This is a genomic window from Candidatus Viridilinea mediisalina (assembly GCF_002532535.1).
Classification (GTDB): Bacteria; Chloroflexota; Chloroflexia; order Chloroflexales; family Chloroflexaceae; genus Viridilinea; species Viridilinea mediisalina.
In genome coordinates this window covers 1-20,701 of record NZ_NQWI01000023.1, presented here as the reverse complement: position 1 = coordinate 20,701, position 20,701 = coordinate 1, and the positions used below count along the sequence as shown (strand labels likewise).

Here is a 20,701-nt window from a genome sequence, read left to right as displayed (position 1 = left end):
TCGCAGGTTATCTACAAAAGGACGTACCATGCCACGTATGACCAACGAAGCAGACAACTACATCAAAGAACTTGAACAGAACCTGCGCCAGCAGTCTGAAGAGTTACGCCGTTCACGCGATCTGTTGCGGGTTGTGTTTGACAATCTGCCCGAAGGCTTGCTGTTGATTGATGCAACGGGGTGCCTGCTGGCGGCCAATACCAGTTTTTGCACCCAGATTATTGGGCGACGGCCCCAAGCAGTGGTGGGAGTGGGCTATCGGCAACTCTGGGATGATCTGGCCCGTAGTGCCGAATTGCGCCTGACCGTGCAGGGGCCAAGCGATGAAGAGCAGCCGCTGATCCCTGAAGCAACGCAGTCGTTCGGTGATCAGGTCAGCCAATGGCGCATTCTCTGCACTGATGTTGTGGGCCAACAACGCTGGTTTAAGGTTGAACGGGTGCCGTTGCAGAGCGAACTCGTAGGTCAGCAGTGGCTCGAACGCTGGCGTGATGTGACCCGTGACGAGGAGATTAAGCGCCGTTTGCTGCTGCAAGATCAACTGGCAAGCTTGGGCCGTTTGGCGGCGAGTGTAGCCCATGAGGTGGGCAACCCGCTCCAGAGTGTGATGTCATGCTTGGAGTTGTGCCGAGAGGATCGCAGTATTGGTCAAAATTCGCGTGAGTACCTCAATTTGGCTGTGGGTGAACTGGAGCGTATGGCACGCACCATGGAGCGCCTACGCCAACTCTACCGTCCGCCCCAGTTGGCATGGGAACCGCTTGATCTGAACCAAGTGCTACGCCAAGTGGCCCAGTTCACGCGACGCAAGTTGCACCAGGCGAAAGTACAGCTTGACCTTGACCTCGAGTATGACCTGCCCTTAATTGTGGGTCAAGCCGATGCGTTACGCCAAGTCTTTCTCAACTTGATTTTGAATGCTCAGGAAGCAATGCCCCAAGGCGGTACGATCTGGGTCAAAGCGCAGCGCAAAGAGACTGATCGTGCTTGCCAGGTGGTGGTAAGCGATACCGGGGTTGGCATCGGCCCCGATTTACTGCCCTACATCTTTGATCCATTTCGTTCAGGTAAAGCCCAAGGAGTCGGTTTGGGGCTCTATCTGAGCCAACAGATTGTTGAGCAGCATGCTGGTTCAATTGAGGTGCAAAGTCATGTGGGTGTGGGTACGAGCATCATAGTGCTGTTGCCATGGAACGATGCCGCACCACAGCATGACGTAGAAGAGGAGTAATACCATTTACGATTGCAGATTGCAGATTGCAGATTGCCGAACACGGCGTTCCAATGGGCTTTGGCGTTCTTAATAATGCGGCATGTTCAATGGTAATTGGTATAACCTATAGTCCTTCAGATAAGGAATCGTAACCGGAAGAGGTTTCGACTATGAGTAAGCAGCAGATCGACACAAGGGTGCGCTGGTGGATTGCGGGGTTTGCCTGTTTCCTGCTTGTGCTTAGTGTAGGCCTTATGCCAAGCAAGGGACAATCAATTGGTTTGGCTCAAGCAACAAAGGGAGAGCCTCCCGACAAAGAACAGGTTCTCACGCTGCGGAGCAACGATCCCAACGCGTTCGTGCGCCCCAATCCGTCTGCAACCAAACCAACACCTGCCCACGAAGAGCGCCAAGGCCCACTGGTACGCAAGGATGTACCGAGTAAGCCACTGCTGCCCGACGATGGAGTTGATCACCAGAAACCCCATGGCCAAAGCCGCATCGTCGGTGGTCAGAATGCACAACCGGGGGCATGGCCCTGGCAGGTGATGGTGCTTCCTGCTGGATACCTTTGTGGCGGCAGCCTGATCCGGGCGGATTGGGTCTTGACTGCGGCCCATTGTGTAGACCCCAATGAGGGCATCAGTGCGAACAATATGCGCGTGATAGCCGGTGAACACAACCGCAGTGTTACGGAAGGCAACGAGCAGTCATTGAATGTCGCTCAGATCATTATCCACCCCAACTATAATCGAAGAAATTTTGATAATGACATCGCCCTACTACGGTTGGCACAACCTGCGACGTTGAACACCCATGTGCAACCCATCCCCTACGCCCGTAGTCCCCAACATGATGCGCTGGTTGAGGCTGGCGAGTTGGTTTGGGTAACGGGTTGGGGAACCACAAGCTATGGTGGTCATACTGCCTCGATTTTGCAGGAAGTCCGCCTGCCGATTGTCTCACTTCGCGCTTGTAGGAGCTTGCTAGGCAGTGGCATCACCGATAACATGCTCTGCGCCGGCTACAGCCAGGGCGGCTTTGATTCTTGTCAGGGCGATAGTGGTGGCCCCCTGGTGGCCGGAACCCCAGGTAACTATGTGTTGAGTGGTGTCGTGAGTTGGGGACGTGAATGTGCGCTCCCCAATAATCCCGGAGTATATGCGCGGGTCAGCCGTTATGCTGGGTGGATTGATCAGCATGTTGGGGGAGCGCCAACGCAGCCGACGCCCACCCCAATTGGGCCCACTGCGACTCCAGTCCCACCGCCCAGCGGGTCAGCCCTGAACAATGGCGATTTTGAGCAGGGGCCGAACGGGGCATGGAGCGAGTACTCCTCGGTTCTTGGAGCAACAGGCTCATTGATCGTGTCGGAACGTGAATTGGAACGCACCTTACCCGTGCCACCCCGTTCTGGCAACTACATCGCTTGGCTAGGAGGACTACACAACGAAACCGCACGCCTCGCACAGAGCGTCACTGTAGCCCAGCATAGCAGTTTACATTTCTACTACCGCATCTTTTCTGAGGATTTTTGTGGCTATGATCGGGCCCGTCTGCTCATCAATGGCACAGCGGTATGGAACATGGATCTCTGTGAAGAGACGCTCACCCAAGCATGGGTACGTGGCGAAGTTAGCCTTGCAGCATACGCAGGCCAGAATGTAACCATTATGTTCGAGGTTCAGACGGATAATTCACTGTTCAGTTCATTCTACCTGGACGATGTTGCGCTTACTACCAGCGCCCCGCCGCCGCCTAGTCCAACAGCCACCGCACCAAGCGTTAGTGTGCTGCAGAACGGCAATTTTGAGCAGGGATCGAATGGTACGTGGATCGAGTTCTCCTCGAATCTTGGGGGTAGCGGAGCGATCATCTACCCACAGAGTCGCCTACCCAGCTCAATTGCGCCCTATGGCGGCAACTATCTGGCCTGGTTAGGTGGCTTGGATCATGAAACCGCACGCTTGAGCCAACGGATCACCATTCCCACTGGGACACCAACGCTCAGTTTCTACTACATGATCTTCTCTAGCGATGTGTGTGGCTACGACTTCTTCTCGCTTCGGCTCAACAATACCCGCATTGCCTCTGCTGATCTCTGTGCAGCGAATGAGGTGACGACATGGACACGACACGAAATTGACCTCCGGGCCTATGCTGGGCAGAGTGCCGAATTGATCTTTGAAGTGACGACCGATGGTTCGCTGATTAGCAACTTCTTCCTCGATGATGTTGCGCTGCAACAGGGTGCTGGCGCGCCGGTGGTACCTACAACAACAGCGAGTCCTACGGCGACGCCACCGCCAGCGCAGGAGGCCCATCAAGTATTGCGTAATGCTGATTTTGCCCAAGGAGCCAACGGGGATTGGACGGAGAATTCGCGCGCCTTTGGTGAACTAGGCGCACTCATTTTGCCAGCCAATGAATTCCCTGGCGCGATACAGCCGTTCAATGCCACCTATGCGGTCTGGATGGGCGGTGCCCACAACGAAGAGAGCCAACTCAGCCAAGCGGTGAGCCTCGTTGCACCTGAACGACAACAAGGAACAGCGCCGGTTGCAGCCCAACTCAGCTTCTTCTACTGGATTGCTTCGCAGGATGTCTGTGGCTATGATTTCGCAACGGTGGCTCTAGGCACCCAGACGCTGGCCACTTTTGAGCTGTGTACCAGCAATAACACCAACGGATGGGTCCGCCATGAGGTTGACGTCAGTAGATTCTTGGGCCAAAGTACCAACTTGAGCTTCCAGGTTAGCACCGACGCAAGCCTGAACAGCAATTTCTTCCTGGATCATGTGGCGCTCAATCTGTTCATGAGCGAAGCAGGGCAACCAACACCTGTGCCAACGGCAACCCCACGCCCGCAGAACTTTGCGCTGTGGGCCGAGCCGGGAGGGCCGAGTGTCGCTTTGCGCTGGGCGGTGCCCAACAATAACCAGATTGCCCGTTACCAGGTTCTGCGACGCACAACTGGTGAATTTACCACGATTGGTACAACGTCTGACACCTTCTTCCTAGATGTAGCTAATGACACGACGAATGATCTCGTGTTAGGCACACGCTACTGCTACCAGATCCAGGCCGAGAGTAGGACTGGGCAGATCTTGGCAATCTCAGACACCACATGTGTCACCTTTGGCCAACTGGGCCTCTGGATTCCCGATGTGTTTGGTCAACGTGATCAAGAGATCATTGTGCCGATCAACATTCGCAATGCCTCGGAGATCCGGTTAGCTTCGGCTGACATCTGGTTAGATTTTGATCCAACCGTACTGAGGCCCGTGCGGATCAGTCGTACCGCACTAACGCTCAACTATACGTGGGAATACGCCCTCGAAGAACGTGAAACCAACGTGACCCGTTTACGCATCGCAGCCATTCCCGACACACTGCCACCAAGGCTGCTCTATGGGAATGGTTCGCTCTTCCAGATTACCTTCAGGGTGATTGGGGCCGAAGAGGCGAAGAGCAACTTGGATTTGATCAACTTCATGCCGCCCCCGGCAGGACAAGGTGGTTCGACGCTCAGCCTCGCTACGCCTGATGGTACGAGCAGTAGCAACCCGCCCTTGATCCTAGAACATGGGGTCTTCAGTGTTGTTGGGAGCGCAAGCGCCCACATTCGTGGCGACATCACAGGCGATGGGATGGTGAATGCACAAGATGCCTTCCAGGCTATGGTCTTTGCGCTACAACTAAGCCAACCCACACGCGAACAGCTTCATGCGGGTGACATCAATGGCAATGGGGTGCTTGATGCGAGTGATGCTGCCCAAATCCTTTACTATGGAGCCCATCAGGCATGGCCCACCCCGCCCACCCCGGCGACGCAGCGGGCTGGTGCTGCCCAGACAACGCTGCGCTTGGACGACCTCAGTGGTGAGGTGGGCGAAAGCGTGCAGGTGGTGCTGCATGGAACCAACCTGATGAATGTAGCGGCTGGTCAACTGACGATCCTCTACGATCCTGCACTCATGAGCGTTGTAGAGGTAGCGCGAACTGGGCAACTTGCTGCTTTTCAACTGACCAGCAACCAGAGTATTCCAGGTCAGATCACTATCGCCTTTGCCAACCAAACGGCCATCAGTGGGAGTGGTGAATTGCTCGTACTAACCCTACGCCTGAATCGTCCGGTCGAGGAGAGCACACTGCACCTCGCAGATGCACAGCTCTATGATCTCTACGGGCGGGATTTTGTCCGTTCGTTCAGTACCAGTTTCCTCGTGCGCGAGAGTAGTAGTGTCAATATCAGCGGCGGGCATCAGGTCTATTTGCCACTGGTGCGACGCTAGAGGCTGTCTGAAAAGTCTATGGGCTGGCGTTGGAGTGCCGACTAAAGCCGGCTAAAGCCGGCACTCCAACGCCAGCCCATTCCCTTACTCCCACGAACGATCATAGTTGAGCTTGAGTTTTGCTTGGATCGCCTGCTCAAGGTCAATCTCGAGTAGATAGGCAAGCTGAAAGAGATAGTTGGCGACATCGGCCAACTCACCGGCAAGCGCGGCTTTATCCTGGGCTTGATCGCTGAACTGAAAGTGTTCAAGCAGCTCGGCTGCCTCCACCACAACTGAGGTAGCGATGTTTCGTGGTGTCTGCGGGAAGCGTGTGTTGGGGTCGTACCAACCTTTGGCCGCCACAAACTGGTTGATCTGATCGGTCAATTCTTGGATCGTGGCCATGGTATTGTTCCTCATCTAGTTTCTTGGTGCGAATTTGAAAGGTATCGAGGCTAGCCCAAGCCGCCCTCGTGCGAACAAAGAACCCTCACCCTCCTCAAACCTACCATACTCAATGGTACAATATGAACAGGGTGCGAGAAACATGCGCAAGGATGGTTTCAGGCTACCTACTACCTACTGCCCACTACCTACTACCTACTACCTACTACCTACTACTTACTACATCATGACCCAACCGCCCACAACAGCATCTGCCCTGCCGAAGGTGCCGCTCAAGGATCGCTTGGCGTGCTACCTTGGTGCCGATTTGGCCGCGAAGGCGTTGGCCGGGGCGGGGCATACCTTTGATAGCCATATGGCGCTGGCCGCATTGGCCGGGGCGCGCTATACCATTTCGACCTATCTGCCACGCCGCTTGGTGGCCCGTGAGTTGCATAGTACTCAGCATGGCCCGTGGCTCGAATGGGTCGAAGGTGCGCTGCTCTTCGCCGATGTGAGTGGCTCGACTGCCCTCGCTGAGCGTTTGACCTCGTTGGGGCGTGAGGGCGCAGAGGTAGTGACGGCGACGCTCGATAGCTATTTTGATACGATGATTAGCCTGATTGAACAGGCGAATGGCGATCTGCTCAATTTTGGGGGCGATGCCCTGCTGGTGCTCTTTGAGGGGCCACAGGCGGCCTGTGCGGCAACCCAGACCGCCCTGAACCTATTGCAGGAATTGGCTGGTTTTACCCGTGAAGTGCCTGGGATTGGCACCTTTCCGCTCACGATGCATATCGGTGTTGCTGCTGGTTCCGTTGCGCTGGTGAGTGCCGGGCCGCCCTTTGCGCTGCGCTATAGCGCCATGGGCCATGCCGTTCGCAATGTCGCCCGCGCTGAGGGTTTGGCCGGTAAGGGTGAGGTGGTGCTTGACCTGCACGCTTGGCAGGCGCTGCGCCTGCCTGCCACTGGGGAGCCGCTGGCCGATGGTTTTGTGCGGGTTCAGGCGCTCGAATGTGGCACGCTCATGCCCACCACCCCAGCCGCCGACGATCCGCCTGCGCCTCAGTATTCAGTTGCTGGCATGCATATGCTCTGCGACCAACTGGATCGCTTGAGTCCCTATTTGCCCGCCGATCTGCTGGCGCGCATCTTGGCCGATCCCAACCGTAGCCATGTGGAAGCCGATCTACGCCCGGTTACTGTCCTTTTTGCCCAAGTGGCGGGGCTGAGTGGCATGATCGAGAGCTTGCCCCCCGATCAGGCCGCTGCTGTTGTGGATGCGCTGCTGCGCCCGATGCATGCTGCGGTGGCCCAGATGGGCGGCTTTATCAATAAGCTCGATCTCGCCGAAGAGGGCGATAAGCTGATGGCGGTCTTTGGTGCGCCGGTTGCTCACGAAGATCACGCTGAACGGGCGGGACGCGCCGCTTTGCTGATGTTCCATGAGGGTTTTGCCCATGTACGTCATGCCCTTGCCGCACTGATTGGCGCCGAGCATCCCGCCCTCAACGACCTCGCACTACGGATTGGGCTCAATACCGGCAATGTCTTTGCTGGCAATGTTGGCACCGCCAACCGCAAAGAGTATACCGTCATGGGCGATGCGGTCAATGTTGCTGCGCGAGTCATGAGTGCTGCCGCCTGGGGCGAGATTCGCTGTGCCGCTGCGACGGCGGCGCAACTCGATCACGCCCTGAGCCTAAGCGATCAGCGTATGGTTGCGCTGCGAGGCAAGAGTGAGCCCCTGGCGCTGCTGCGGATTGTCGGTGAGCGTGATGAGACTCCTGCAACGCATGAGCAGACCGAAATCCCGCTGATTGGGCGCAGCGCCGAATTGGCCTGGTTGCGTGGCCACCTTGCGGGCGCCCACGCGGGCCACGGACGGGCGCTACGCATCCAGGGGGACGCTGGGATCGGCAAGACTCGCTTGGTCTATACTCTGCTCGCCGAGCAGCAGCACGCCTTTCGCATCATTACGGTGCGCTGTTTGGCCTTTGAGCTCTCGACCCCCTTTGCGCCATGGGGCAGCATGCTGCGGGCGCTCTGTGGCATCGCTGGCGATGATGATCAGGCCACTCGCCACGCCAAGCTGAGTGCCATCCTCGATGCAGCCGGTATTCCTGCCGCCGATTGGCTTGCGCTCATGGCCGAGTTTGTGCGCCTCGAGGCCGCCGATAGCGTCATTGTGCGCGGCCTCGATCCAGGTCAACGCCAGCAGCGCCGCTTTGCAATCATCCTCGATCTGCTGCGCTCTGCGGCCCAACAGCAACCGCTGCTGCTGCTCTTGGATAATCTCCATTGGGCCGACCAGGTTTCGCTCGATCTCTGGCAATATGTGACCGCTCAGATCAGCCGTGATCGCATGCTGATATTGGGGCTGCATCGCGGCGAGATTTGTTGGGGCAGTGGACCCCAGGGCGATAACGCCGATCTGCTGCAACTCGGCCCGCTGAGCGACGAGGCGGCGGCAAGCATGATTGCCCAAATGGTTGGCAGCAAACCGTTGGATGCTGGAATCCATCAACGCTTGGTTGAACGATCCGCTGGCAATCCACTCTTCATCGAAGAGTTGCTGTACGCAATTGAAACTGATGCCGATAAGCTCGATGAATTGCCCGATAGCCTCAATGGTCTGCTACTGGCGCGCATTGATCGTCTCGATGAACCGTCACGCGCCCTGCTGCGTGTTGCTGCCGTTGTGGGCCAGCGCTTCCCGGTGAACATTGTTCACTCGATCCAACCCCGCAGTGATCAGAGTGACATCGCCATGCTGGTGCGCCGCCTCTTGACGCTTGATCAGGCTGAACTCACGGCGACCGAGCGCGAACGCCCTGAGCGCATCCACAACTTTCGCCATGCGTTGCTGCACGAAGTTGCCTACCAGAGCCTACTCTATGCCCGGCGCCGCGAGTTGCACCGACGCATCGCTGAATATCTCGCCACCATCCATGCCAACGAGTTGAACCAACTGCGCGACGAATACGCCAGCGGCGGCTTGGTGCAGATTGGACGCAATGGCTCCCTGCTCAGTCGCGCCTCCCGTTCGCATGGTGATGCCATCTTCCTCTTGGCCCACCACTACCGTCTGAGCGACCAGCCGGATCAAGCGGTGCCCTACCTGCTGCTGGCTGGCCATACCGCCCGCGATGATTATGCCAACGACCAAGCGATCCAGTATTACCGTTGGGCGGTTGAGGCGCTGGGCGACCAGCCCGACAACCCGCTCACCTGGGAGTCCCGTGAGGCGCTGGGCGATGTACTCTGCATTTTGGGCCATTACGAGGAGGCGATTGCGGAATATGCCGCGCTGCTCGATCCCGCCAAGCTTGCCACAGGCGCAGCGTTACCGATGCCGCCCGCCGTGGCTGCCGAAGTGCTGCGGAGTTGGGGCGACGCCCTCGAAAAGCAGGGGCGCTACCGCGAAGCACTCGAACACCTGCGTAGCGCCGAAGCGCTCTGTCGCAACAACCTCGACGAGGTGCCGCCGCTGTTGCTCGCTGCGATCTACGCCGACATGGGGCAAGTGCTGCGGCGTCTGGGCGAAATCGATCAGGCGCTTGAAATCTGCCGCTTTGGCCTGACCCGCATCCGCAATGATGAGGGTAGTTGTGAAGATGAACGGATCGAAGCCGACCTGCAACAGCTCATGGGCACCCTCTACGCGATGCGCGGCACCTACGACGAGGCGCGCTTCCACTTTGCCAATGCCTTGGCGGCCCAAGAGTCGATTGACGATCTCTATGGCTGTGCCCGTTCCCACAACAACTTAGGCTACCTCGCGCAACTCCAGAGCGACTACGCCCGTGCGGTTGGCCACTACAGCCAGGCCGAGCAGCTTGCGCGCAAGATCAGCGCCAAATACATCCTCAGCAGCGTGCTGCTCAACGCGGGATATGGCTACTACCGCCTCGACCGTTACACCGAAGCCGAAGCGGCCTGCCGCGACGCCATGGCGCTCTGCGAAGAGATGGGCGATCAGGCGGGCGTGGCGCAGGCCGACGACACCCTGGGCCTGATTGCCTACAGCCGGGGCGACTACGACGCCGCAATTGAGGCCTACCGCCGAGCGCTGGCTATCTACCGTGAGCAGCAGAGTACCTACCAAGAGGGCAATACCCTTGCGCTGCTCGCTGTCGCCCACAGCGCCCGCAACGAAGCGCCCCAAGCCCTTGAATTGGCCCAGCAAGCCCTCGATTTGGCGCGTCAGAGTCAACTGCCCCAACTTGAAGTCGAAGCGCTCAACGCCCTCGCCGAAGCCGGGCTGGTGGCGAGCGCCCAATCACATTTGGATGCAGCAAACCAGCAGATTCTCCTCGCTACCGCCACCACGCATGCCCAGAATGCTGCTACAATTGCTACGAGTCTTGGAAGCAAGCTGGATCAAGGCATTGCACTGCGCCTACAAGCTGAAATCGCCGCTCGCCAGGGCCACCCCTACGCAGAAGCCTTCAGCGCCGCACTTGAACTCCTCAAAGCCACCAAGAGCAACTTCGAGTATGCCCGCACCCAAGCCCGTTTTGGCAGCGCCCTCGCGGCATGTAACGATTCCGCCGCTGCTGCGTATTTAGAACAAGCACATACTACATTCCAGACCATCGGTGCCCACGGCGAACTTCGTCGTATGGGTATAGAATGATGCAGATGCACAGGCTTACCTGTCGCACACTGCAACACCAAGGAGTAGCACCATGTCTCAAGAAGTTGTCCAGCAGGTCATTGGCCGCGCCATCACCGACGCGGAGTTCCGCCAGCAGTTGATCACCAACGCCCGTGCCGCTTGTGCCGACTACGAACTGAGCGAAGAGGAGCTGACCGCCCTCGAAGCACTCGATCACGAGGGGCTCAAGGCGTTTGCCGGGCAACTGGATGCCCGTCTCTCGAAGAGCGCCGGACGCGGCTTTATTTAAGCTCTCATGATTGTGCTGTGGTGGCGGCGTAGCCGCCACCACAGCACAATCATGTAATGTTAGGGATGGCCAAGCGGCGCGGTAGCTCGGTGGCGCGGTGGCTGAGCTTGCCGAAGCCAGCTTGTCGAAGCCAGCTTGTCGAAGCCAGCTTGTCGAAGCCACCGCGCCATGTAAACAAAGGATTCCTCTATGGAGCAAACGCCAGCCCCCCAAGCACGCCCTGCCGGATCGAACCGTAGCTGGCTGATTGCCCTTTCGATCATTCTTGGCATCTTCTTCTCATGCACCCTGCTACCCTTGGGTGCTTTTGCCCTACTCCTAGCCGCTGGCAGTGGCGGGGGCAGCGTGGGGCCAGTGCCTGCCATAAGCTGGGACGAGCAAGTGGTTGAGGGGGCGGGAGCCAACCGCATCGTGATCATTGATGTTACTGGCGCAATTGGGGGCGCTACCGACCTCTTTAGCACCCAACTCTCGCAGCAAGAGATCATCAGCCAGATCCGCCAAGCCGCCCGCGATGGCCGAGTACGGGCCTTGGTGCTCCGGGTTGACAGCCCTGGCGGTGGGGTGGTTGCCAGTAACGAAATCCATGCCGAGTTGCAGAAGTTCCGCGACACCGGCAAACCGCTCGTGGTCTCAATGGGCTCAGTTGCCGCCAGCGGTGGCTACTATATCAGCACGCCCGCCCAGCGCATCTACGCCAACCCCGACACCCTGACGGGCAGCTTAGGGGTGATTCTGGCCACCCTGAACTACGAAGAGGCCTTTGAGTGGCTTGGATTGCAGAGCATCGTCTACAAGAGTGGCGAAATGAAGGATATTGGCTCGCCCACCCGCGCAACGACAGCGGAAGAGATGGCGGTGCTGCAATCAATTGTTGATGATGCCTTCGATGGCTTTGTGCAGGTCATTGTTGATGGGCGCGGCATGGACGAAGCGCAGGTACGTACCCTCGCCGACGGACGGCTCTACACCGGGCGTCAAGCCTACGATCTGGGCCTCGTGGATGCGTTGGGCAACCTCGACGCGGCGCTTGAGGGCGCAAAGGAGTTGGCCGGCATCGAGAGCGCCATGGTGGTACGCTACACCCGCGTCGGTTCGCTGCGTTCAATCCTGATGAGCAACCTCGAACAACCACAAGCCCCCAACGACCCCCTCGGCCTGCGCGTCCTCACCGACCCGCCCGTGCCGATCTTGGAGTACCGTTGGCAGCCGTAGGAGGTGCAGAGAACACAGAGGGTTTGTGGTAAGAGGTACAGAGGATTTCACCACAGAGGCACAGAGAACACAGAGGGTTTAGGGATGGGTGCAGAAACGCACTTTCAGCTTTACCGTTGGAGTGCCGACGTTAGGGAAGCGGATGTTGTTGATTGCCCTGTTGCTTGGTCACCCCGAGCGAAGATTCGTAGGAACGTTCCTGTTTGCGCCGTAGGTAGTGCCGACTTTAACGCTTGGTGTGAGATCGTTTGCAGCGCATTAGAACGCCATCGGCGACATTGCAATCCGTTTGGTTTGGCTGCGTGGCCTTCGCGTCGAGGGCGTCCTGATGCAAAACCGTGTACGACAACTCACACCAAGCGTTTTAGTCGGCTTCCCATCGCTGCCAAAGACCTCAGCCGACTAAAGTCTGCAGGCTTGATTTATGACCCACAGTATCAGGACGTGTATCGCATCGCCGCACCAGTGGAGGTGGAGGTTGATGAGCACGGCACGCTGATCATTCCGTTGCACTGCATTCCCCGTCCTGCTGCGACCGAACCCGCTTACTGGAGTATTAGTTGTCTGCCTGCGACAAACATCAGTACATGGCCGCGGTTGGCGTGCTTCAACATCAATGTGATGGAAACCTTTGTCGTGGGGTATTTCAAAGAAGATCCGGGGCAGTTGTGGGCCTTTCTCAACGTCTCAATGGAGGGATTTACCGAGGTGTACGCCCAGCCTAAGCAATTCGCGGCGGCCCACCCCGAAGCGAGTTTCGAGCCATCAAACTATGAGGCAGCGGGCCACGATCAAGTGCGCCTCATGGTTGATGGGCTCGATCAGCTTGAGCGGCTCATCGCCGATCCCGGTGTCCAGTATGCAGCACGGCTACTCAATCTACATTTGATGCGTAAACGCACCAATTTGTACGCACGCTACCACTGCTACGACTTGGCAGATCGGCTACTTGCTGCTGTGTAGAACCAAATTCGATAGCCGATAGCCGATAGCTGAAAGCCGGACATGGCGTCTCAATGCGCTTGAATGTTATTAGGCATGCGGCTTGTTCAATGGTAATTGGTATAAGACCAGGAGTGAAGCGTACCGCGCTCAGCTATTAGCTATCGGCTATCGGCTATCGGCTATCGGCTATGGTATCACTCCTCCACCACCAAACGCCCGCGCATAAGCGGGTAGTGGCCTGGTACGGTACATATGTAGAAGTAGATCCCCGGCTCAGGGGCGACAAAATTGATCGTTTCTACTTCGCCGGGTGGTAAGACCTGCGTTGCTGCCAGAATATCGCTGCTATCACTCGGCAGATAGTGGTTGGCACGCCCTGCCGTCAGCGCCGCCCCCGCAACAGTACGGGCCACATCTTCACCGCCGCGCACCAACACCCAGTTATGTTCAAGCGAACTCTCACCATTATTCAGCGTCAGGGTCACCGCCTGCCCCGCCCTGACGTTGATCGTTGTCTGTTCAAAGGCAAGATTCGTCCCCACAGCCGTGACCTCAAGTTCACCCGGCTGCCTGGGTGGCCCGTCCGTTGACGCAGCATTCCCGTTGCCACAAGCAGTGAGGAGGAGCGTCAGCATGAAGAGCAGACCTAGTACACATCTACGTCGTTTGGTTGTCATGTGTTGTTCCTTGAGGTAAGGCGGGCGGCGAGGGTTTGGGGAGGCGCAGCCTCTCCCATTGTCGTCGTAGTGCCGACTTTAGTCGGCATCCGGGGGTTGTCGGCGACCTCAGCCGACTAAAGTCGGCACTACCTGCGGCGCAAACTGTAAAGGGTTGGGCGCATACGCATTACGTTAAACCCTCGGTGGGGGTTTTGGAGAGGCTTCGCCTCTCCCCAAAAAACCCTTTTTGTACGGTGTTGGCGGCTTCGCCGCCAACACCGTACAAAAAAACGGGGTCTGGGGCGCAGCCCCAGCAACAAGCGTAACGTGGTTACGAACCCTCCCTGAACACTTGCCAGCCAGCCCATGTAGCGTTAGACTAACACCATTGCAGATTGCATATGGCAGATTGACAAACTATGCAGAGTCACTATCTTACCATTGATGGCCACCGGCTTCACTGGATGGAGCTTGGCAACGGGCCTGCGGTGCTTATGTTACACGGTTTTGCCCGTTCCGCCGAGGATTGGCGTACCACGGGTACCTACTTGGCCAACATGGGCTATCGCGTCTTGGCGGTTGACGCCCTAGGCTTTGGCCACTCGGATAAGCCGGGGAATATTCGCTATTCACTTGCGTTGATGGCCGATCTCTTTGCGGGGCTGTTGGATGGTTTAGGGCTTGAACGGGCCTTCTTTGTGGGCCACTCCATGGGCGGCAAGTATGCGCTCGGCACGGCGGTTCTGCAACCCAAGCGCGTGGCTGGTTTGGGCTTGGTTGGTTCGGATGGGTTTGTGCGCTCACCCTTTCTGACCCAGACCGGGGGCTGGCCTGTGATTGGTCATCTGCTGCTCTGGTTCTCGTCGCACCCCTTTGTGGTGCGCACCATGTACGAGGCTTCCTTTGCCAACCCGCAGCCGATTGTCACCGACGAGTTCCTCGCCCTTGGGCGGGCAGCCATGCTCGGCTCAGAGAACAGCAGAGCCCTTAGGGCGCTCAGCCGTTGCTATGCCACGATTGATGTCAACCGCACAGGGGTACGCAAACGCTTTAGCCAAATCCAAGTGCCCACCCTGCTAATCTGGGGCGACCAAGATCGCGTCTTTCCGGTCGAACGGACCGGGCGTGTTGCTGCCACTACCATCCCCAATGCGCGTCTCGCCGTGATTCCCAACTGCGGCCACTTCCCCCACCTTGAAACCCCGCGCGCCCTCGCGGGCCTGCTGGGCGGCTTCTTGGCCCATGCCCACCGGGTAGCGCCCTGGTGAATTGCAGATTGTAGATTGTAGATTGTAGATTGTAGATTGCAGATTGCCGAACATGGCATCCCAATGAGTTGCAGCATATTCAACGGTAAAGGAAGGTTTCAGGGCTCGTTACAGGCATGAGGCATTCAGCGCATCCTGATGACTCATGCCTGTATCCAGTATCCAGTATCCAGTATCCTTCCCTAAATTGGTATGAGTACTTTGTACCTCTACAACGTCGTATCAGGCGCACCAGCAAACAGATCATCAACCTGAGCCACTACGCCGGGAAGGGTTGCCGCAATCAGTTGCTCACCGGGAGCATAGAGGCGCACCTGGGTATAGGTACCCAAGGACTGATCGGGTTGCCAACAGACCATGACATCACGGGTAGCCGGGCGTACCATCCAGTATTCGGGCACTCCAGCGCGCGCATAGGCTGCACACTTAATCTTGGTGTCCTGCTCTGGATGCGTAGGCGAGAGAACCTCGGCAATCAGGTCGGGCACACCGCGCACGCGCCGATCGGCAATGATCCCCGCTCGCTCGCGCCGTACCAGCAGAAAGTCGGGTTGCACTGGATCGCATCCGGGCATCAGCAGCCCAATCGGGGCGGTGAGTACATAGAGATCGCCACGTAGTTCAGCCGGTGTGCCAATATAGCGATCCAACATACGAATGATCCACTGGTGGAAGTTGCTCGGCGCGGTTGTCATATAGAGGACTCCATCAATAATTTCGTAGCGATGACCATTGAGCGGCAACTGCTCCCAGCGTTCGTAGCACCAGTTGCTATCGAGTGAACGCATCACGAGTTCAAGTGTCATAGGATGCTTGCCTTTAGGTATTGGATTAATTATTGAAGAACGCAGGTTCATTTGTTCTATTATACACGTCTTCGGGTGAGTTGTCAATGGTTGTGTTGCTACCTTTGACGTTTTGGTAAGATCATGCTATCGTTAAGAGATACGTTACTGCAACACCCGCTGAGGCACTATGCGCCCTCCTCACCATCTCTTTCTCTGTAAAACCTGTGCGCCAGATCTTCCGAACATTGCCGAGCGCATTCAGATGCGCTTTTATGAGTTGGCCCCGCCCCACATCCGCTTTACACTCACCAATTGCCTGAGTGTCTGTCGCAATGGGCCGATTATGGTGGTCTACCCAGAGGCCATTTGGTACCATAAGGTTGACGAGGCACTCTTTGGGCGGATTGTGCAGGAACACATGATTGAGGGGCGACCAGTCGCCGAGTATGTCTTCCAAGGCATCGAGACGCCCGCAGACGCGCAGGCGCGCCGCGAGGCCGCACGGGCCGCCAAGCGGCAGAAGGGTCTCATTATTGTCAATACGGGCCACGGCAAGGGGAAGACCACCGCAGCCATTGGTATGCTCCTGCGGGCCAAGGGGCGCACGTTGCGGGTGGGGGGCATCCAGTTCCTCAAGCATGAGAATGCCAACTATGGCGAACTGCGGGCGCTGAAGTCTCTGGGCGTAGCCCTGAATCCTATGGGTGATGGCTGGACATGGAAGAGCCAAGATCTGCAAGAGACCCAAGCCAAAGCACTGCAAGCCTGGGAAGTTGCCAAAACCCAGATTGCTTCGGGTGATTATGATGTCTTCCTGCTCGATGAGTTCACCTATCTGCTCAGTTATGGTTGGCTCGAGGTTGAAGCGGTGGTCGCTTGGCTGCTGGCCCACAAGCCGCCTATGCTCCATGTGATCATCACTGGGCGCAATGCCCCCCCGGCCCTCATTGCCGCCGCCGACCTCGTAACCGAGATGAACGCACTCAAGCATCCCCTCGTGGATCAGGGCATTCGGGCCCAGAAGGGGATCGAGTTTTAAGCTGGCATACTCCAATCTTAAACTAATCTTAACTCAGAGGCAATCCTACCATAACCTTCCTCACCTAGCATAGCTTCGCTTGTGTATAAGCTATGGCATATTGTGAGGAAGGACAGACGCTCTATGGTACGGAAGTTGCCTCTTAGTCTGCTTACGTTGATCGCGTTGCTATTGCTCGCCGCTTGTGGCGCCTCTCCCGCTGCGCCTGCACCGGCTGCCCCCGACGCGCCCGCCGCAGAAGCGCCCGCCGCAGAAGCACCATGCCCCCGCCCGGCTGAAATGGATGCCCGCTTCTGCGATGAGGATGGTGATCTGGTTGCTGATCTGCCTAAAGACCCGGCTCAATGGGTCAATCCAGACACCCTGATCTTTGCCTATACTCCCGTTGAAGATCCTGCCGTCTACCGCGATGCCTGGGCCGACTTTTTGACCCATATGGAAGCGGTGACAGGCAAGCGAGTCGAGTTCTTTGCGGTCGATTCCAATGCGGCCCAGCTTGAGGCGATGCGCGCTGGTCGTCTGCATGTGGCCGGCTTCAATACCGGCGGCAATCCCTTTGCAGTCAATTTTGCGGGCTTTGTGCCCTTTGCGATGATGGCTGCGGCTGATGGTTCCTTTGGTTATGAAATGGAGATCATCGTACCCGCCAATAGCGATGTGCAAGCGATTGAAGATCTGCGCGGTCGCCAGATTGCCTTCACCTCGCCCACCTCCAATTCGGGCTTTAAGGCCCCTTCGGCTCTGCTCGAGTCGCAGTTTGGCATGGTTGAGGGCAGTGACTTTGAGGCAACCTTCTCGGGTGGCCACGATAATTCGATCTTGGGGGTAGCCAATGAGGACTACGACGCCGCCGCGATTGCCAATTCGGTGCTGTCGCGCATGATTGAGCGCGGGGTGATCAGCGCCGATCAGGTGCGGGCGATCTATGTCTCCGAGACCTTCCCCACCACCGGCTATGGCCACGTCTACAACCTCGATCCCGAAGTGGCCGCGAAGGTGCGCGAGGCCTTCTTCAGCTTTGATTGGGCTGGTACGTCGCTGGAAGAGGAGTTCAGCAAGTCGGGTGAGGCCCAGTTCATTCCCATTACCTACAAGGAGTACTGGGCGGTGATCCGTGAGATTGATGCCGCTATGGGCGTTACCTATACGCAACCGTAGTTAAGATGGGATTGTATCAGTCTGCAAACCCGCTTGGCTTCGGTAGGTATGTGGCTTCGACAAGCTCAGCCACCGCGACGCTGCGGTGGCTGAGCTTGTCGAAGCCACCGCGATGCCGCATGCGAACCCAGGGCTTTTTCGAGCTAATAAAAATAAAGAGAGCCTATGCTACGCCTTGAGAATCTTGTGAAACAGTACGCCACTGGCGACAAAGCGCTCAGGGGCGTTGACCTTGTCGTTCCCGAAGGTCAAGTTATGGCTCTGATCGGCCCTTCGGGGGCCGGGAAGAGTACGCTGATCCGCTGTGTCAACCGGCTGATTGAGCCAACCTCAGGCAATATTTGGCTCAAGCAGACCCAGATTACCGGCTTGCGTGGTGGTGCATTGCGTGCAGTGCGACGGCGGATTGGCATGATCTTCCAAGAGTACGCCTTGGTTGAACGGCTTACGGTCATGGAGAATGTGCTCTCTGGGCGGCTTGGCTATGTGAACTTCTGGCAGAGTTGGTTCCGCCGCTTCCCCCAATCTGATGTGGCCGCGGCCTTCCATCTGCTTGAACGGGTTGGTCTGAGCGAGTTTGTTGACAAGCGTGCCGATGCGCTTTCAGGTGGTCAACGCCAGCGGGTTGGTATCGCCCGAGCGCTGATTCAGCACCCTGATCTGCTGCTGGTTGATGAGCCAACGGCGAGCCTTGACCCCAAGACTTCACGCCAGATTATGCGTCTGATCACCGAGTTGGCCCGCGAACGGGGCCTTGCTGTGGTGATCAATATCCATGATGTCCCGCTGGCCCAAATGTTTGCCCAGCGCATCGTTGGCCTGCGTGCCGGTGAAATTGTCTATGATGGCCCCCCCGATGGCCTAACCAACCAGCAACTCACAACCATCTACGGCGAAGAGGATTGGAACCAAGAGCGTAGTAGTGACAGTGAGGCTGCTGAGTTGACGCTAGAGGCACGGGCTACCGTATAATACCAAATCCGATAGCCGATAGCCGATAGCCGGACATGGCGTCTCAATGCGCTTGAATGTCATTAGGCATGCGGCCTATTCAATGGTAATTGGTATAACCTAAATCAAACTATGGCTTCATATGCTCCCATGGCAGCGGGGCGCACTTGGCGCAAGCCGCCCTTCATTCGCAATCCATGGCTCCGTTGGGCGCTGATCATTGGTGCGCTTGTCTATCTTGTGTTGGCGCTCTCGTCAGTCAATGTCAATCCTGATCGCATCGCTCGCGGGATGGATCGGGCCGCACGCATCTTCAGCGCCTTCCTACAGCCCGATTTTACCTCCCGTTGGCGCGACATCCAGGCTGGGATTCTCGAAAGCCTGACGATGACGGTGGTCTCTACTGTGGCGGGGGTTATGCTCGCGATTCCGGTGGGCTTTGGGGCGGCACGTAACCTCGCGCCGTTGCCGATCTACCTCTTTTGCCGCGGCATCGTCACCATTTCGCGCACCTTCCAAGAGGTGATTATCGCGATTGTCTTTGTGGTGATGTTTGGCTTTGGCCCACTCGCGGGCGTTTGCACGCTAACCTTTGCGACGATTGGCTTTTTGGCTAAGTTGCTGGCCGAAGATATTGAGGAGATCGATCCGGCGCAGATGGAGGCCATTCGCGCAACAGGGTCCAGTTTTCCTCAGTTGCTCACCTATGCCATTTTGCCCCAAGTGACGCCGCGCCTGGTTGGCCTGAGTATCTACCGTTTCGATATTAACCTACGCGAATCGGCGATTGTCGGAATCGTGGGTGCCGGAGGGATCGGTTCGACCCTCCAGACAAGCTTTAGTCGCTACGACTACGATGTGTCGAGCGCAATCCTGATCATCATCATCACGCTCGTCATGATCACCGAGTTGCTCTCCGGGGTTATTCGTAAGAGGCTTCAATAATGCCTGTCCAGACCACTGCAACAACCAAGGTGTGGCAGCGCTTTGATCGCGCCACGCGCATGCGCCACTATGCTGGCTGGATCGCTTCGACTATTGTTGTGCTGATCTGCTGGCATTTCATCTCTGAGGCAACCCGCTGGCACTTTGTGGCTGATGCACCTCAGCAATTTGTCGAGTTTGTTGGGCGTATGTTTCCACCCAATTGGGCCTATATGGATAAGCTTTGGCTTCCTCTTTGGGATACGCTCAATATTGCGACTTTGGGTACTCTGTTGGGGATTATACTGGCTTTTCCGATCAGCTTTCTGGCGGCACGCAACACGACGCCCCACATCCTTGTGCGCTATGTAGCCCTGCTGATCATCGTCGTTTCGCGCTCAGTCAACTCGCTGATCTGGGCGTTGCTGTTGGTAGCCATCCTGGGGCCGGGGGTACTCGCTGGGATCATTGCGATTGGGCTACGCTCGATTGGCTTTATCGGCAAACTCTTTTATGAATCGATTGAAGAGACCAGCAACGAGCCGGTTGAAGCCATCAGCGCCACTGGGGCAACGCCGCTCCAGGTACTCAGCTATAGCATTTTGCCCCAAGTGATGCCCAGTTTCGCCGGGGTAAGCATCTTCCGTTGGGACATCAACATCCGCGAAGCAACCGTGATTGGCCTCGTGGGTGCGGGCGGCATCGGACTCAACCTTGATGCCTCGGTCAATGCGCTACGTTGGGATCAAGCGGGCATGATCTTCATCGTGATCTTTGGCTTGGTCTTGATCAGTGAAGCGGTCTCGGCCCAAGTCCGCAAGGCGATTATCTGAGGTTGTTGTTAGGGCGAAAAAGTCCTGGGCCGCGTTGCTTTGCCACCCTGAGATGCCGTAGGTAGTGCCGACTTTAGTCGGCTTCCCATCGCTGCCAAAGACCTCAGCCGACTAAAGTCGGCACTACGATGTCCGCC

The 20,701-nt window shown here is 57.3% G+C and carries 16 protein-coding genes; 12 read left to right on the top strand and 4 right to left on the bottom strand.

The genetic code is table 11. The features are described from left to right. Positions 1-28: 28 nt before the first annotated feature. Both CJ255_RS07315 and CJ255_RS07310 read left to right on the top strand, forming a co-directional pair. On the top strand, positions 29-1,231 hold the full coding sequence (locus CJ255_RS07315; RefSeq protein WP_097643433.1) for a two-component system sensor histidine kinase NtrB: 1,203 nt from the start codon (positions 29-31) through the stop codon (positions 1,229-1,231). A 152-nt stretch (positions 1,232-1,383) separates the two neighbouring features. Beyond that, the gene (locus tag CJ255_RS07310) at positions 1,384-5,508 is read left to right on the top strand and encodes a trypsin-like serine protease (protein WP_097643432.1); all 4,125 of its coding nucleotides are present in this window, start codon (positions 1,384-1,386) and stop codon (positions 5,506-5,508) included. A gap of 84 nt (positions 5,509-5,592) precedes the next feature. Here the strand turns inward: CJ255_RS07310 and CJ255_RS07305 are convergent, their stop codons facing one another. Further along, positions 5,593-5,895 (bottom strand): nucleotide pyrophosphohydrolase, encoded by a 303-nt coding sequence (locus CJ255_RS07305; protein ID WP_097643431.1) that lies wholly within the window; start codon positions 5,893-5,895, stop codon positions 5,593-5,595. A 142-nt stretch (positions 5,896-6,037) separates the two neighbouring features. On the opposite strand from CJ255_RS07305, the gene CJ255_RS07300 reads away from it, so the two are divergent. Together CJ255_RS07300 and CJ255_RS07295 are read left to right on the top strand one after the other, a co-directional pair. After that, complete coding sequence (locus tag CJ255_RS07300; protein ID WP_245863240.1) at positions 6,038-10,513, top strand: tetratricopeptide repeat protein; 4,476 nt, start codon at positions 6,038-6,040, stop codon at positions 10,511-10,513. 52 nt (positions 10,514-10,565) lie between these two features. Then, positions 10,566-10,784, top strand: coding sequence for a Franean1_4349 family RiPP (locus CJ255_RS07295; protein ID WP_097643429.1), 219 nt, complete (start codon positions 10,566-10,568; stop codon positions 10,782-10,784). A gap of 49 nt (positions 10,785-10,833) precedes the next feature. On the opposite strand, the gene CJ255_RS24635 is transcribed toward CJ255_RS07295, so the two are convergent. Continuing rightward, on the bottom strand, positions 10,834-10,962 hold the full coding sequence (locus tag CJ255_RS24635) for a hypothetical protein (protein WP_281257193.1): 129 nt from the start codon (positions 10,960-10,962) through the stop codon (positions 10,834-10,836). A gap of 11 nt (positions 10,963-10,973) precedes the next feature. Between CJ255_RS24635 and sppA the strand changes: the two genes are divergently transcribed. After that, a complete protein-coding gene (sppA, locus tag CJ255_RS07290) occupies positions 10,974-11,999 on the top strand; it encodes a signal peptide peptidase SppA (protein ID WP_097643428.1) in 1,026 nt (341 codons plus the stop codon). Between the two features lie 417 nt (positions 12,000-12,416). After that, entirely contained in the window at positions 12,417-12,962 is a 546-nt protein-coding gene (locus CJ255_RS07285; protein WP_124681851.1) for a hypothetical protein, read from the top strand. A gap of 176 nt (positions 12,963-13,138) precedes the next feature. Here CJ255_RS07285 and CJ255_RS07280 read toward each other — a convergent pair whose 3' ends face one another. Next, entirely contained in the window at positions 13,139-13,621 is a 483-nt protein-coding gene (locus CJ255_RS07280; RefSeq protein WP_097643426.1) for a plastocyanin/azurin family copper-binding protein, read from the bottom strand. Between the two features lie 401 nt (positions 13,622-14,022). Here CJ255_RS07280 and CJ255_RS07275 point away from each other — a divergent pair, with 401 nt between their 5' ends. Beyond that, positions 14,023-14,871, top strand: coding sequence for an alpha/beta fold hydrolase (locus tag CJ255_RS07275; RefSeq protein WP_097643425.1), 849 nt, complete (start codon positions 14,023-14,025; stop codon positions 14,869-14,871). 209 nt (positions 14,872-15,080) lie between these two features. Here the strand turns inward: CJ255_RS07275 and CJ255_RS07270 are convergent, their stop codons facing one another. Further along, positions 15,081-15,677 carry a Uma2 family endonuclease gene (locus CJ255_RS07270; RefSeq protein ID WP_097643424.1) on the bottom strand — a complete coding sequence of 199 codons (597 nt, stop codon included), beginning with the start codon at positions 15,675-15,677 and terminating at the stop codon, positions 15,081-15,083. Positions 15,678-15,846: 169 nt separating this feature from the next. On the opposite strand from CJ255_RS07270, the gene cobO reads away from it, so the two are divergent. From cobO to phnE (CJ255_RS07245), 5 genes are all read left to right on the top strand, one after another. Further along, positions 15,847-16,698, top strand: a complete 852-nt coding sequence (gene cobO / locus CJ255_RS07265) for a cob(I)yrinic acid a,c-diamide adenosyltransferase (RefSeq protein ID WP_245863239.1) — start codon at positions 15,847-15,849, stop codon at positions 16,696-16,698. Between the two features lie 123 nt (positions 16,699-16,821). Continuing rightward, positions 16,822-17,856, top strand: coding sequence for a phosphate/phosphite/phosphonate ABC transporter substrate-binding protein (gene phnD, locus CJ255_RS07260; RefSeq protein WP_097643423.1), 1,035 nt, complete (start codon positions 16,822-16,824; stop codon positions 17,854-17,856). Positions 17,857-18,021: 165 nt separating this feature from the next. Further along, positions 18,022-18,828, top strand: a complete 807-nt coding sequence (gene phnC / locus CJ255_RS07255) for a phosphonate ABC transporter ATP-binding protein (protein WP_097643422.1) — start codon at positions 18,022-18,024, stop codon at positions 18,826-18,828. 111 nt (positions 18,829-18,939) lie between these two features. Then, positions 18,940-19,752, top strand: a complete 813-nt coding sequence (phnE, locus tag CJ255_RS07250) for a phosphonate ABC transporter, permease protein PhnE (protein ID WP_217352421.1) — start codon at positions 18,940-18,942, stop codon at positions 19,750-19,752. After that, positions 19,752-20,564 carry a phosphonate ABC transporter, permease protein PhnE gene (gene phnE / locus CJ255_RS07245; protein ID WP_097643420.1) on the top strand — a complete coding sequence of 271 codons (813 nt, stop codon included), beginning with the start codon at positions 19,752-19,754 and terminating at the stop codon, positions 20,562-20,564. Before phnE (CJ255_RS07250) ends, phnE (CJ255_RS07245) begins: the two co-directional genes overlap by 1 nt. Positions 20,565-20,701 lie beyond the last annotated feature (137 nt).